The sequence below is a fragment of the Roseateles sp. P1_C1_2 genome (genome assembly GCF_056406535.1).
The window spans coordinates 126,970-140,283 of record NZ_JBFUAB010000018.1; the positions used below are offsets into that span (position 1 = coordinate 126,970).

The 13,314-nt window shown below is 67.0% G+C and carries 14 protein-coding genes; 4 read left to right on the top strand and 10 right to left on the bottom strand.

The features are described 5' to 3' along the window. Nucleotides 1-22: 22 nt before the first annotated feature. Nucleotides 23-2,191, bottom strand: a complete 2,169-nt coding sequence (locus tag AC1D2H_RS18900) for a sodium-translocating pyrophosphatase (RefSeq protein WP_478012038.1) — start codon at nucleotides 2,189-2,191, stop codon at nucleotides 23-25. A 161-nt stretch (nucleotides 2,192-2,352) separates the two neighbouring features. Between AC1D2H_RS18900 and ppa the strand changes: the two genes are divergently transcribed. Continuing rightward, nucleotides 2,353-2,883, top strand: coding sequence for an inorganic diphosphatase (gene ppa / locus AC1D2H_RS18905; RefSeq protein ID WP_477929476.1), 531 nt, complete (start codon nucleotides 2,353-2,355; stop codon nucleotides 2,881-2,883). A gap of 18 nt (nucleotides 2,884-2,901) precedes the next feature. On the opposite strand, the gene AC1D2H_RS18910 is transcribed toward ppa, so the two are convergent. Next, on the bottom strand, nucleotides 2,902-4,092 hold the full coding sequence (locus AC1D2H_RS18910; RefSeq protein ID WP_478012039.1) for a GNAT family N-acetyltransferase: 1,191 nt from the start codon (nucleotides 4,090-4,092) through the stop codon (nucleotides 2,902-2,904). Here AC1D2H_RS18910 and AC1D2H_RS18915 point away from each other — a divergent pair. Continuing rightward, entirely contained in the window at nucleotides 4,091-5,755 is a 1,665-nt protein-coding gene (locus AC1D2H_RS18915) for an NAD+ synthase (protein ID WP_478012040.1), read from the top strand. The genes AC1D2H_RS18910 and AC1D2H_RS18915 overlap by 2 nt on opposite strands. Before the next feature lie 27 nt (nucleotides 5,756-5,782). Next, nucleotides 5,783-6,121, top strand: coding sequence for a P-II family nitrogen regulator (locus AC1D2H_RS18920; RefSeq protein ID WP_056198291.1), 339 nt, complete (start codon nucleotides 5,783-5,785; stop codon nucleotides 6,119-6,121). A gap of 3 nt (nucleotides 6,122-6,124) precedes the next feature. Here the strand turns inward: AC1D2H_RS18920 and AC1D2H_RS18925 are convergent, their stop codons facing one another. The 8 genes from AC1D2H_RS18925 to AC1D2H_RS18960 all read right to left on the bottom strand — a co-directional run bounded on the left by AC1D2H_RS18925 (nucleotide 6,125) and on the right by AC1D2H_RS18960 (nucleotide 11,294). Further along, nucleotides 6,125-6,907: a substrate-binding periplasmic protein gene (locus AC1D2H_RS18925; protein WP_478012041.1), complete on the bottom strand. Its 783-nt coding sequence runs from the start codon at nucleotides 6,905-6,907 to the stop codon at nucleotides 6,125-6,127. Nucleotides 6,908-6,974: 67 nt separating this feature from the next. Further along, nucleotides 6,975-7,586 carry a LysE family translocator gene (locus AC1D2H_RS18930; protein ID WP_478012042.1) on the bottom strand — a complete coding sequence of 204 codons (612 nt, stop codon included), beginning with the start codon at nucleotides 7,584-7,586 and terminating at the stop codon, nucleotides 6,975-6,977. 65 nt (nucleotides 7,587-7,651) lie between these two features. After that, entirely contained in the window at nucleotides 7,652-8,446 is a 795-nt protein-coding gene (locus AC1D2H_RS18935) for an AraC family ligand binding domain-containing protein (RefSeq protein ID WP_478012043.1), read from the bottom strand. 19 nt (nucleotides 8,447-8,465) lie between these two features. Continuing rightward, a complete protein-coding gene (locus AC1D2H_RS18940; RefSeq protein ID WP_477929489.1) occupies nucleotides 8,466-8,843 on the bottom strand; it encodes a diacylglycerol kinase in 378 nt (125 codons plus the stop codon). Nucleotides 8,844-8,916: 73 nt separating this feature from the next. Then, entirely contained in the window at nucleotides 8,917-9,417 is a 501-nt protein-coding gene (locus AC1D2H_RS18945) for an RDD family protein (RefSeq protein ID WP_477929491.1), read from the bottom strand. Between the two features lie 8 nt (nucleotides 9,418-9,425). Next, on the bottom strand, nucleotides 9,426-10,268 hold the full coding sequence (locus AC1D2H_RS18950; protein ID WP_478012044.1) for a DUF3106 domain-containing protein: 843 nt from the start codon (nucleotides 10,266-10,268) through the stop codon (nucleotides 9,426-9,428). Further along, a complete protein-coding gene (locus tag AC1D2H_RS18955; RefSeq protein ID WP_478012045.1) occupies nucleotides 10,255-10,689 on the bottom strand; it encodes a DUF3619 family protein in 435 nt (144 codons plus the stop codon). Before AC1D2H_RS18955 ends, AC1D2H_RS18950 begins: the two co-directional genes overlap by 14 nt. Nucleotides 10,690-10,724: 35 nt before the next feature. Next, nucleotides 10,725-11,294, bottom strand: coding sequence for an RNA polymerase sigma factor (locus AC1D2H_RS18960; protein ID WP_477929497.1), 570 nt, complete (start codon nucleotides 11,292-11,294; stop codon nucleotides 10,725-10,727). A 230-nt stretch (nucleotides 11,295-11,524) separates the two neighbouring features. On the opposite strand from AC1D2H_RS18960, the gene AC1D2H_RS18965 reads away from it, so the two are divergent. Continuing rightward, nucleotides 11,525-13,312 (top strand): acetolactate synthase 3 catalytic subunit, encoded by a 1,788-nt coding sequence (locus AC1D2H_RS18965; RefSeq protein ID WP_478012046.1) that lies wholly within the window; start codon nucleotides 11,525-11,527, stop codon nucleotides 13,310-13,312. Nucleotides 13,313-13,314: the final 2 nt, after the last annotated feature.

The window sequence follows — 13,314 nt, forward strand, 5'->3', positions numbered from 1 at the left end:
ATTTACCGGGTTTACGAGAGATTTACTGTGAGGCCGCCGAAGCCGGCATCTCCGCCGTGCTGGCGGCAGGTGCCGCCACGACGGCCGCAGCCGCCACGGGCTCGGGCGCCTTGCTGCCGGCCTGCATCGGCAGCAGCGGCACGATCAGCAGGGCGACGATGTTGATGATCTTGATCAACGGGTTCACGGCCGGGCCGGCGGTGTCCTTGTAGGGGTCGCCCACGGTGTCGCCGGTGACGGCGGCCTTGTGCGCTTCCCCGCCCTTCTTGTGCAGCACGCCCGCGGCATCGGTGAAGCCTTCCTCGATCAGCTTCTTGGCGTTGTCCCAGGCGCCGCCGCCGGTGCACATCGAGATGCCGACGAAGAGGCCCGTCACGATGGTGCCCATCAGCAGGCCACCCAGCGCCGCGGGGCCCAGCGTCAGCCCGACGATGATGGGCGCGGCCACCGGCAGCAGCGACGGCACGATCATTTCCTTGATCGCGGCGGTGGTCAGCATGTCGACCGCGGCGCTGTAGTCGGGCTTGCGCTGGCCAGCCATGATGGCGCCGTCGGCGAACTGCTTGCGCACCTCGACGACGACGGCACCGGCGGCGCGGCCGACGGCTTCCATGGCCATGGCGCCGAACAGATAGGGAATCAGCCCGCCGAGGAAGAGGCCCAGGATGACCTTGTGGTCGGACAGGTCGAACGCGACATGCATGCCACGCGCTTCCAGCGCGTGCGTGTAGTCGGCGAACAGCACCAGGGCTGCCAGGCCGGCCGAGCCGATGGCATAGCCCTTGGTGACGGCCTTGGTCGTGTTGCCCACGGCGTCCAGCGGGTCGGTGACGTCGCGCACGCTGGCGGGCAGTTCGGCCATCTCGGCAATGCCGCCGGCGTTGTCGGTGATGGGGCCGTAGGCGTCCAGAGCGACGACGATGCCGGCCATGCTCAGCATGGAGGTGGCGGCCACCGCGATGCCGTACAGGCCAGCCAAGGCATAGGCCGAGTAGATGGCCGCGCAGACGAAGAGCACCGGCCAGGCGGTGGACTTCATCGACACGCCCAGGCCGGCGATGACGTTGGTGCCATGGCCGGTGGTGGAGGCCTGCGCCACGTGCTGCACCGGGTGGTACTGGGTGCCGGTGTAGTACTCGGTGATCCAGACCATGGCCGCCGTCAGCACCAGGCCGACCGCGCAGGCGCCGAACAGGGCCATCGCGTTGGTCGTGCCGCCGGTGCTCAGCTCGATGGGGCCGGGGAACATCGCCTTGGTGACGAAGAAGAAGGCGATCAGGCTCAGCACGCCGGCCACGATCAGACCTTTGTACAGCGCCGGCATCACGTTCTTCATGCCGGGGCTGGCCTTGACGAAGTAGCAGCCGATGATGGAGGCGATGATGGACACGCCGCCGAGCGCCAGCGGATAGACGACGCCGGCCAGCGCGCTGGAGCCGGTGATCATCAGGGCGCCCAGCGCCATCGCGGCGATCAGCGTGACGGCGTAGGTCTCGAACAGATCGGCGGCCATGCCGGCGCAGTCACCGACGTTGTCACCGACGTTGTCGGCGATGACGGCCGGGTTGCGCGGGTCGTCCTCGGGGATGCCGGCCTCGACCTTGCCCACCAGGTCGGCGCCGACGTCGGCACCCTTGGTGAAGATGCCGCCGCCCAGGCGGGCGAAGATGGAGATGAGGGACGAGCCGAAGGCCAGGCCCAGCATGGGCTTGAGCGTCGCGCTGTCATGCCCGCCGCCGATGGCCATGTAGAAGCCGCCGACGCCCAGCAGGCCCAGACCCACCACCAGCATGCCGGTGATGGCGCCGCCCTTGAAGGCCACGTCCAGCGCCGGGCCTATGCCCTTGGAGGCCGCTTGCGCGGTGCGCACATTGGCGCGCACCGAGATGTTCATGCCGATGAAGCCGCAGATGCCCGACAGCACCGCGCCGATGACGAAGCCGATGGCCGTCGTCATGCCAAGGCCCGGCACTACCGCGATCGCGATGGCCAGCACGACGCCGACCATGCCGATGGTGCGGTACTGCCGGCCCAGGTAGGCGGCGGCACCTTGCTGGATCGCCGCGGCGATCTCCTGCATGCGGGCATTGCCTGCATCCTGACTCAGGATCCAGCTTCGTTGGATGAAGCCATAAAGAACGGCCGCGAGGCCGCAAGCCAGCGCGAAATACAGCGCCATTTCCGTCGACATGTATGAGTCTCCTGTTCAGCGTGTGATCTGTGGCCCGGCGGCAGGGTATGCCGGGCTCGGCGGCCGAGCTTAAGGGCCGGGTTTGACGGCTGGATTGCACGTTTACCAGCGATGTTGGGGAAACCTAGAATGCGGGTTTTCCTTAGCCCTAAAAGACGACCATGAGCCTGCACAACGTGACCCCCGGCGCCAAGGTGCCTGATGAGTTCAACGTCATCATCGAAATCCCGATGAATGCCGACCCGATCAAGTACGAGGTGGACAAGGAGAGCGGTGCGCTGTTCGTCGACCGCTTCCTGACGACGCCTATGTACTACCCGTGCAACTACGGGTACATCCCCAGGACCCTGGCGGATGACGGCGACCCGGTCGACGTGCTGGTCATCACCCCCTTCGCGCTGACGCCCGGCGTCGTCGTGACCTGCCGCCCCCTGGGCGTGCTGATGATGGACGACGAAGCCGGTGGCGACGCCAAGCTGCTGGCCGTGCCCACCAGCAAGATCCTGCCCATGTACGACCACTGGCAGAAGATCGAGGACGTGAACCCGGCCCGCCTGGCCGCCATCCAGCACTTCTTCGAGCACTACAAGGACCTGGAGAAGGGCAAGTGGGTCAAGGTCAAGGGCTGGGAAGGCCCGGAGAAGGCCAAGTCCGAGATCCGCGAAGGCATGGCGAACTACGCCAAGGCCTGATCGCTCGTTTCGCCCTGCTCAAGACGCCGCATCCGCGGCGTTTTGTTTTTTGAAGGGGGCGTGCTCGCCCAGCTCGTCGATATAGCCCGACATGGCTTCGCCCTCGCGAGCCAGGAAGTCGTTGACCGCGTCGGCAAAGGATGGATGGGCCAGCCAGTGGCTGGAAGCGGTGGGCGTGGGCATCAGGCCACGCGCCATCTTGTGTTCGCCCTGGGCGCCGCCCTCGAAGCGCTGGTAGCCATTGGTGATGCACCAGGCCAGCGGCTGGTAGTAGCAGGCGTCGAAGTGCAGGTTGGGGATGTGCTCGACGGCGCCCCAGTAGCGGCCAAAGGCGGCGCGGCGGCCGGGATCCAGTGCGATCAGCGACATGGCGACGCGTTCGCCCGCGCATCGGGCCGTGAACATCAGCCAGTGCTCGGGCATGTCGCTCGCCATGCGGGCGAAGAAGTCGCGGCTCAGATAGGGCTTGCTGTGGTGTTCGCGGTAGGTCTGCTGGTAGCAGCGGTAGAAGAAGTCCCAGTCCTCAGCGGTGATGTCAGCGCCCGCCCGGGCCTCGAAGACGATGCCGGCCTCGCGCACGCGGCGCTGTTCCTGCTGGATCTTCTTGCGCTTGTCGCGCTGCAGGCGACCCAGAAAGCCGGCGAAGTCGGCGTCGCCCTCGGCCGTCCAGTGGAATTGCACGCCGCTGCGGGCCATGCAGCCGGCCGCCGCCAACGCCGCCTGGTCGGCCTCGTCGCCGAACAGCACATGCAGCGAAGAGGCCTCGGTCTCCTTGGCCAGCGCCCGCAACGCCTGCGCCAGCAGCATCCGCGCGTCGTCGTTGACGGCCAAGAGCCGGCTGCCCGGCACGGGCGTGAAAGGCACCGCCACCAGCAGCTTGGGGTAGTAGCTCAGCCCGTGGCGCTGGTAGGCGTCGGCCCAGGCCCAATCGAAGACGTATTCGCCATAGCTGTGGGTCTTCAGATAGGCCGGGCAGGCCGCCAGCAGATCCTCGCCCCGCCACAGCGACACGAACTGCGGCTGCCAGCCCGTCTTGGCGACGGCGCTGCCACTGGCATGCAGGGCGCGCAGATAGGCCAGGCGCATGAAGGGCGTCGGCCGTGCCTGGATGGAAAGCAGAGCGTCCCAACGGTCTTGCGGCAAAGCCTCGGGACTGGCGTCGACCCGAATGACAATGCTGCTCTCGTGTTCTGAATCGCTGTCGCCCATGCCCTCGCCCTTGAAGATTGCCCTGGCCCAGATCAACGTCGTCGTCGGCGATCTGGTGGGCAACGCGGACCGCATCATTGCCCAAGCGCGCGCGGCGCACACGGCTGGGGTTGATCTGCTCGTCACACCCGAGCTGGCGCTGTGCGGCTACCCGCCCGAGGATCTGCTGCTGCGCCCGGCTTTCCTCGAGGGCTGCGACGAGCAGTTGCAGCGCATCGCGGCCGAGCTGGCTGATCTGCAGGGCCTGCATGTCGTCGTTGGCCACCCGTGGGAGCGCGAGGGGGGTGTGGCGCGCGAACGGAGCTGGTCGCTGCCGCCATGCCTGAACATGGCTTCGGTGCTCGTGGGCGGTCAAGTCGTCGCCAGCTATGCCAAGCGAGAACTGCCCAACTACCAGGTGTTCGATGAGCGCCGCTACTTCTATTCCGGCCGCGATGCGGGCCTGGGTGCCGTGGTGGTCGATGTCAAGGGCACCCAGGTCGGCCTGCTGATCTGCGAGGACGCCTGGTTCGACGAACCCGCCGCTGCCGCCAAGGCCGCGGGCGCCGAGCTGCTGTGCGTCATCAATGCCTCGCCCTTCCACATCGGCAAGGTGGAGGAGCGCGAAGACCGCATGGCGGAGCGTGCGCGTGCCTCGGGCCTGCCGCTGCTCTATGCCCACCTTGTGGGAGGGCAGGACGAAATGGTGTTCGACGGCGCATCCTTCGCGGTGCAGGCCGACGGCAGCCTGGCCGCCCGCGCGGCGATGTTCGAGGAGGCGCTGCCCATTCTCGAGCTGGATGCCGGCCGGCTGCGCGGCGACATCGTGCCGGTGCCCGAGTTCGAGGCCCAGGTCTGGCAGGCCCTGGTCGTCGGCGTGCGCGACTACCTCGGCAAGAACGGCTTCCCCGGTGCCCTCATCGGCCTTTCCGGCGGCATCGACTCGGCCCTGGTGCTGGCCATCGCCGTCGACGCCCTGGGCGCCGACAAGGTGCGCACGGTGATGATGCCGTCGCCCTACACGGCCGACATCTCCTGGATCGACGCCCGCGACATGGCCGAGCGCCTGGGCGTGCGCTACGACGAGAAGTCCATCGTGCCGATGTTCGATGCCTTCAACGACACGCTGGCCGACGAGTTCAAGGGCCTGCCGCTGGATGCCACCGAGGAGAACATCCAGGCGCGCGTGCGCGGCACGCTGTTGATGGCGCTGTCCAACAAGTTCGGCAGCATCGTGCTGACGACCGGCAACAAGAGCGAGATGGCAACCGGCTACTGCACGCTCTACGGCGACATGGCCGGCGGTTTCGCCGTCATCAAGGACGTGGCCAAGACGCTGGTCTTCCGCCTGGCGCGCTGGCGCAATGCGCAGGGCCAGGAGGTCATCCCCGATCGCATCATCACGCGCCCGCCTTCGGCCGAGCTACGCCCCGACCAGAAGGACGAGGACAGCCTGCCGCCCTATGCCGTGCTGGACGCCATCCTGGCGCTCTACATGGAGCAGGACCAGTCCATCGCCGAGATCGTCGCGGCCGGCTTCAAGCCGGAGGACGTCGAGCGCGTCACCCGGCTCATCAAGATCAACGAGTACAAGCGCCGCCAGGCGCCGGTGGGCATCCGCATCACCCACCGCGGCTTTGGTAGGGATTGGCGTTACCCCATCACGTCCAAGTTCCGTGCGTAAACTCAAGCCAGTCAACCGGAGCCCGTCATGAAGCAGATCACCGCCATCATCAAACCCTTCAAGCTCGACGAAGTGCGCGAGGCGCTGGCCGAGGTGGGCGCTTCGGGCCTGACGGTCACCGAGGTCAAGGGCTTTGGCCGCCAGAAGGGCCACACCGAGCTCTACCGCGGCGCCGAGTACGTCGTCGACTTCCTGCCCAAGGTCAAGGTCGAGGTCGTCGTGAAGGACGACGAAGTCGACCGCTGCATCGATGCCATCCTGAAGGCCGCCAAGACCGGCAAGATCGGTGACGGCAAGATCTTCGTGCTGCCGGTCGAGCAGGTCGTGCGCATCCGCACCGGCGAGACGGACGAAGCCGCGGTCTGAGGCTCAATGCCGCGCCGGCGCTGCCGTGCAGGCCGAGGCCGGTACGCCGTAGGGCTTGACCAGGTCGGCCGTCTGGCCCGTGCGGCACAAGTCCTTGAGCGCCTCGTCGAAGGCATGGAAGTCCACCTGGGACATGCGCCGGCGCGTCAGCCCGAAGACGTAGTAGATGTCCTTGGCGCCGCCCGAGGATTGCAGGCCGGTCATCGCATTGCTGGCCAGCAGCCACAGCGCCACCTGCTCGTTGGCGAACACCAGGCCCTGCTCGCCATAGCGGCCCGCGGCGAGCATCTTCAGAGCGACCAGGTTGTCTCGCTCCAACCTGATCTTCGCCGGTCCGCCGGCAGCCAGGTCCTGCAGCGTCATCGAGGTGCCCGAAGGACCGTAGACGCCGATCTCGTGGCTCGCCAGGGACTCGGGGCCGCGGTAGACGAAGTCCACGCCGCGGCGCGAGAAGAAGACATAGCGACCGTCGACGACGGGCACGCTCATCCACATCCGGGCGTGGCGCGACGGCACATCCAGCACCGGAAAGAGCCCATCGACTTCGGCCTTCTCCATCAAGTCGATGGCGCGGCGCCAGGGGTAGATGCGCGAGTTGCAGTTCCAGCCCAGGTTTCGGCAGGCCGCGTTCAGCACGTCGACCATCGGTCCGGAGGCGCGCCCCTGCAGTTCCACGATATAGGGTGGGAACAGTTGCGTTCCGAAATCGACCTCGCGCAACGGCTCAGCGCCCGCGCTCGATGCACAGGCAGCGAAACAGCAATGCAGCAGCAGTTCTCTTGGCACGGCCGGCCTCGGCGGGTTTGCAGTCCAGCATAGCGGCCTGGCGCGCCGGGCGCCATGCGGTGGCACCTCAGCGCTGCGTCAGCGCGAGCTTGATGCCCAGGGCCACGAAGGTCGCCGCAAAGCTCCGCCGCAGCCAAGCCATGGCGGTCATGTTGCYCAGTACATGGTCCCGCATACTGGCCGCGAAGGCTCCGTACAGCGCAAACACTCCGAAGGTCATGGCCATGAAGATGGCCGACAGCTGCAGCATTGCCAGCGTAGGTGCTGCTTCATCCTTGGCGATGAACTGCGGCAGGAAGGCCAGGAAGAACATCGACAGCTTGGGGTTGAGCAGGTTCACCAGCACCGCGTGCCGGATGACCTCGCCGCTCGAACGCTGCGCGCCATCGGGCTCGATCTTCAGCGCGCCCTGCTCGCGCCAGGTCATCCAGGCGATGTAGAGCAGATAGGCCACGCCCGCGAACTTCACGGTCTCGAAGGCCAGGTTGCTGGCGTGCAGCAGCGCCGCCAGGCCCGTCACGGCCGCCAGCATATGGGGCACAACGCCGAGGGTGCAGCCGAAAGCCGCGATGGTGGCCATGCGCGTGCCGCGCGACAGGCCGGTGGCCACGGTCACCGCGGCACCGGTGCCCGGCGAGGCGACGACCAGCAGCGAGAGGGTCAGGAATTCGAGGTTCAAAAGCGCACTCCTTGTTGGGAGGCGCCATGCTGCAAGGCCGTCGTGGCCAGGTCTTGAACGAAATTTCAGCGGCCGCGCACCAGGGCTCCCGGCGTGAGGCCGAAGTTGCGCGTGAAGCAGCGCGTCATATGGCTCTGGTCCGCGAAGCCGCTGGCGGCGGCTGCATCCGCCAGCGCCACGCCGGCGCGCACCAGGCGGCGGGCCTGCTGCACGCGGCGTTGCAGCAGATAGGCGTGCGGCGGCAGGCCGGTGAGATGGGTGAAGGCGCGCAGGAACTGGTAGCGGCTCAGGCCTGCGTCTCGTGCCAGATCGGCCAGCGTCGTTGAAGCGGCGGGGTCGTCGTCCATGCGCTCGCGCGCCGCGCTGACGCCAGCCATGAGGGCGGGGCGCCCGGCGGGCCTGGGCCTCATCAGCTGGGCGACGAGGGTCAGCAAGGCCGAGTCAGATCGCAGGGTGTCGGCATCGGCCGTGGCGGCGTCGAACAACTGCTGGAAGCGGGTCGTCAACGCTGCGTCGCGGATGACCGGGGCCTTGAACTCGAAGCCCTGGTCTGCCGGCGCGATGTCGCGGGCCGCGTCCAGCACCGGGGAGGGGTCGAGGTAGAGCATGCGCCAGCGCCGGCCGCTCGCGTCGAAAGGCGCGCCGTCGTGCACCTCGCCGGGGTTGACGGTGATCATGTCACCGGCGCCAGCCTCGACGAGGCCTCGCCCGCTGGCCGACTTCTGCGCGCCGCGCTCGATGAGCCCGATGCCGAACTGGTCATGCGTGTGGCGGCCGAAGGCGTGGGCCGAGTCGGCCAGCACGGCCTCGGCGCCGGGCAGGCCGCAGCGCAGCAGTCGAAAACCGGGGCTCCTGGTCATGGGCCCCGATGGTGTCACGTCAGCGCAGGTGCTGCCAGACCGCGGCACCCCAGATGCCGGCCGCCAGCACCAGGGCCATCAGCACGGCGGCGCTGGCGATGTCCTTGGCGCGCTTGGAGAGTTCATGCCGCTCGAAGGACACGCGGTCGACGACCGCCTCGATGGCGGAATTCAACAGTTCGACGATGAGCACCAGCAGCAGCGAGCCCAGCAGCAGGGCGGCCTGCTCCCAGGTCCTGGCCAGCCAGAACGTCAGCGGTGCGGCAATGACGCAGAGCCAGGTTTCCTGGCGGAAGGCGCTTTCGCCCGTGTAGGCGGCCTTGAGGCCGGCCCAGGAGTAGCCGGCGGCGTGGATGACGCGGTCCAGGCCGGTCCGGCCCTTGTGCGGGTTGGTCATGGGGCACCCTTAGGCCTGCGGCCTTGTCCCGCCAGGCGGGAGCGAGCTTGCTTGGGACGGCCCGGCGCTGCGCTCATGAGCGCACGGGAAGTTGAGTGATGACGCGCGAACCACAGATCGCGTCGTGCAGGAATTGTCGCTGCGGGTGCAGTCGCGCGATCAGCAGATAGCCCGCGATGCCGGCCATCAGGCTGCCGATGATGGCGCCGCCGCCGTGCAGGCCCAGCGCCCAGACGCTGATCAGCGCCGGCAGGAACCACAGCCAGCTCAGGAGATAGCGCAGCAGCGCGCGGCCCCAGCCCAGCGGACGGCCGACGGCGTCGGTGACGCGTAGATGCCAGGTCTTCATCGCCAGCGTCTGGCCCGAGCGAGTCCAGAAGCCGACGAAGTACAGGCCCAGCACGATGAAGAGGCTGACGCCGAGACCCGTGCGGCCCTCGAGCGCATGCTGTTGGCGCGTCAGCACCGAATAGAGGAAGCCGGCGAAGAAGACCACGCCGAACAGCAGCACGCCTTCATAAAGGAAGGCCGCGAAACGCCTCGCCAGGCCCGCAGGCGCGGCGTTCGTGTCCATCGCCGCTGTCATGTGCGCGGAACGGACGCGGGCGGCGCCTTCAGCGACTTGGGCAGCAACGTCTTGGGGTCGACCAGGGCCGGATCGGCCACGACCTTGGTCTCGCCCGCGACGTGGTGCGGAGGCAAGGTGAGCCCGCGCGTGATCAGCACCGTCGTGGCACCAGGCTTGGCCTGGATCAGGCTGCCGGTCACGGGGGTCGGCGTGACGAGCTTGGGTGCGGCGGGCACGATATTGGACTTGGGCGCCGCGGCCAGGGGCTTGGGCGTCGGGCTGGTCGCCTTGGTCTGAGCCTGGCGGCGCGCGACGGCCTTGTCAGCGAGCTCCTGGCGTTTTTCCTGCGGCAGCGCCTGGTAGGCCTCCCACTTGGCCTGTCGCTGCTCGGAATCCACCTGCTTTGCCACCTGGAAGCCGATGCGGGCATCGACCCGCTCGGCCGGTGTCAGATTGGCCCAGTCACGCATGCGTTCGTGCAGGCGGCTGAGTTCAGCGGGGGGCAGCACGGCCAGACGCGGTGTCGCATTCAGCCATTTGCTGCGCTGGTTGGGGCCGAGCTTGTCCCAATCCTTCGCCAATGGCGCAAGCAGATCGCGCTGGACGGGCGTCAGTGCCTGCCAGGTCGGCGCGGCGGCCAGGGCGGAGACCGGCGACATGACGGGCGCAGCCGGACGAGCCACCGGGGGTGCAACGGACGCGCTCGCAGCAATGGCCTCCGGCGCCGAAGCCGCTTCCTGCGCCTGCGCAAAAGCAGAAAACCCCGCTGCGGCTAGCAGCAGGGTGATCAGCAGACGGAGAGAGGCGGAGGGTGTCCGCGCGGCTCGGCTCATGGGCATCCGGTCATTCTTGCCCATCCCTCAGGAATTCAGCGAAACCGGGGTCGCTGAAGGCGGAGGGCGGCAGGTTGTCGCTGAGCAGTGCGGTGTCGACCTCGGCGGCAGCGACGATCTGTTCGTGGATCTGGCCTTGCTGCATCAGCAGCAGGCCGGCCAACAAGGCCAGCAGGGGCAGGGCAGATACGAGTTTGGACCACAGACCGTTGTCGCCGCCGGTACCGCGCGGGCCGCCGCTCAGGGCCAGTGTCGAACCCATCTGCACCACGCCTGGGCTGGCGGTGCTCATCGAGGTGCGTGCAGTGCGGGCCTGGACGGCGCGGGCCAGAGCCTGCTCGCGCGCAAAACGCAGGCGCTCGGACACGTCATGGGGCAGGGCGGCGTTGCGCTCGGTCAGGCCGGCAGCGACACGCAGGCCAAAGCGCGTGACACGGGCATCCAAATCGGCAGGGAGGGTGGAAAACTTCGACGGCGACTTCATAGCGTGATCCCCTTGGCCTTGAGCGACTTCGCCAGCGCGTGGACGGCACGGGAACAGTGAGTTTTGACACTGCCTTCCGAGCAACCCATCACAGAGGCGGTCTCTGCAACATCCAGTTCCTCCCAGTAACGCAACAGGAAGGCTTCCCGTTGACGCGTCGGCAACTGTTCGACTTCCGTCTCGATGCGCTGCAAGATCTGCGCCCGGCTGACTTCATCCGCGGCGCTGAGGGCGCCCATGGCGCCTTCCTGGGTTTCGAGGATCTCCAGCAGGTCGAAATCACCGTCGCCGTCGCCGCCGCCCTCGAAGTCCGACATATTCGTCATGACCGCCCGGCGCGTCTTCTGGCGACGGAAATAGTCCATCGTCGCGTTCGACAGGATGCGCTGGAACAGCAGAGGCAGTTCGGCCGCCGGGCGGTCGAAATAGTTCTCGGCCAGCTTGATCATGGCGTCCTGGACGATGTCCAGGGCACCATCGTCGTCTCGAACCACATACGCCGTGCGCTTGAAGGCGCGGCGGTCCACGGAACGGAGAAAGTCGTTGAGTTCTTTGTCGGTGGCCAAGGCTTGGAGCGGGTCCGGGCGGCAGCTCGGATTATGGCATTCGTCTGATACGAAGGCTTAACGGTTTTTGCTCGGCATAATGCTGCTTCGCACAAAGAGTCAAAGCTCTCACCGTGGCCGCCCGACTGGGGTCCCACCGGTTGATCGCGCAGGTTCCGAATCCGCTTCACGAGAGCGAGAAGAGGGGCACCAATGGTTTTTCGTTAGAGAAATTCACAAAGGTTCGAAAAATGGACATGTCTGCCGCGGATATCAAGCGCGCCGCCCTGGCGCAGCCGAATTCCCAATCCCCCAATTCCCCCACCGCGGAGCTCAACGGCTCCGAGATCCTCGTTCGTTGCCTCCAGGCCGAAGGGGTGCGCCATCTCTGGGGTTACCCCGGCGGCGCGGTGCTCTACATCTACGACGCCCTCTACAAGCAAGAGAGCATCCAGCACGTGCTGGTGCGTCATGAGCAGGCTGCCGTCCACGCCGCTGACGGCTTTGCCCGCGCGACCGGTGAGGTCGGTGTGGCCCTGGTCACTTCGGGCCCGGGTGTGACGAATGCCGTGACCGGCATCGCCACCGCCTACATGGACTCGATCCCGATGGTCATCATCACGGGTCAGGTCCCGACGCCGGCGATCGGCCTGGATGCCTTCCAGGAGTGCGACACGGTCGGCATCACGCGCCCCATCGTCAAGCACAACTTCCTGGTCAAGGATGTGCGCGACCTGGCGCTGACGCTGAAGAAGGCCTTCCACATCGCCCGCACCGGTCGCCCCGGTCCGGTGGTGGTGGACATCCCCAAGGATGTGTCGCTGGCCAAGACCAGCTTCCACTACCCCGAGCGCGTCGAGATGCGCTCCTACAACCCGGTCAAGAAGGGCCACAGCGGCCAGATCCGCAAGGCCGTGCAGTTGCTGCTGCAGGCCAAGCGCCCGTATATCTATACCGGTGGCGGCGTCATCCTTGGCGAAGCGACGGCCGAACTGCGCCAGCTCGTCGACCTGCTGGGCTTCCCCTGCACGAACACGCTGATGGGCCTGGGCGCCATGCCCGGCACCGACCCGCGCTTCCTGGGCATGCTCGGCATGCACGGCACGTATGAGGCCAACATGACCATGCAGCACTGCGATGTGCTGCTGGCCGTGGGTGCACGCTTCGACGACCGCGTCATCGGCAACCCCAAGCACTTCGGCTCTGTCGAGCGCAAGATCATCCACGTGGACATCGACCCCTCGTCGATCTCCAAGCGCGTGCGCGTCGACATTCCCATCGTGGGCGACGTGAAGGACGTGCTGCAGGAGCTGATCGCCCAGCTGAAGGAAGCCCRGGCCAAGCCGGACGCGAATGCGGTCAGCGCCTGGTGGAGCCAGATCAACGAATGGCGCAGCCGCGACTGCCTGGCCTTCAAGGGCTCGGACGAAGTCATCAAGCCGCAGATGGTGGTGGACACGCTGTGGAAGCTGACGCGCGACCGTGACACCTACATCACGTCGGACGTTGGCCAACACCAGATGTGGGCTGCGCAGTACTACCGCTTCGACCAGCCGCGCCGCTGGATCAACTCGGGTGGCCTGGGCACGATGGGCGTGGGCCTGCCGTATGCGATGGGCATCAAGCTGGCCAAGCCGGATTCGGACGTGTTCTGCATCACCGGCGAAGGCAGCATCCAGATGTGCATCCAGGAGCTGTCGACCTGCTTCCAGTACAAGACGCCGGTCAAGATCGTCTCGCTGAACAACCGCTACCTCGGCATGGTGCGCCAGTGGCAGCAACTGGACTACGGCGGCCGCTACTCGCACAGCTATATGGACGCGCTGCCCGACTTCGTGAAGCTGGCCGAGGCCTATGGCCACGTCGGCATCCTGGTCGAGAAGCCCAGCGACGTCGAGCCGGCGCTGAAGGAAGCGATGCGCCTCACGGACCGCACCGTGTTCCTGGACATCCGTACCGATCCGACCGAGAACGTCTGGCCCATGGTCAAGGCGGGCAAGGGCATTTCCGAGATGCTGCTGGGTTCGGAAGACCTGTGAGC

Bases quoted from the DNA above. Each gene is read 5' to 3' on its own strand.
- AC1D2H_RS18940 (WP_477929489.1), bottom strand. From the start codon at position 8,843: ATGACCAACCCGCACAAGGGCCGGACCGGCCTGGACCGCGTCATCCAC.
- AC1D2H_RS18935 (WP_478012043.1), bottom strand. From the start codon at position 8,446: ATGACCAGGAGCCCCGGTTTTCGACTGCTGCGCTGCGGCCTGCCCGGC.
- AC1D2H_RS18900 (WP_478012038.1), bottom strand. From the start codon at position 2,191: ATGTCGACGGAAATGGCGCTGTATTTCGCGCTGGCTTGCGGCCTCGCG.
- AC1D2H_RS18915 (WP_478012040.1), top strand. From the start codon at position 4,091: ATGCCCTCGCCCTTGAAGATTGCCCTGGCCCAGATCAACGTCGTCGTC.
- ppa (WP_477929476.1), top strand. From the start codon at position 2,353: ATGAGCCTGCACAACGTGACCCCCGGCGCCAAGGTGCCTGATGAGTTC.
- AC1D2H_RS18945 (WP_477929491.1), bottom strand. From the start codon at position 9,417: ATGGACACGAACGCCGCGCCTGCGGGCCTGGCGAGGCGTTTCGCGGCC.
- AC1D2H_RS18920 (WP_056198291.1), top strand. From the start codon at position 5,783: ATGAAGCAGATCACCGCCATCATCAAACCCTTCAAGCTCGACGAAGTG.
- AC1D2H_RS18950 (WP_478012044.1), bottom strand. From the start codon at position 10,268: ATGGGCAAGAATGACCGGATGCCCATGAGCCGAGCCGCGCGGACACCC.
- AC1D2H_RS18910 (WP_478012039.1), bottom strand. From the start codon at position 4,092: ATGGGCGACAGCGATTCAGAACACGAGAGCAGCATTGTCATTCGGGTC.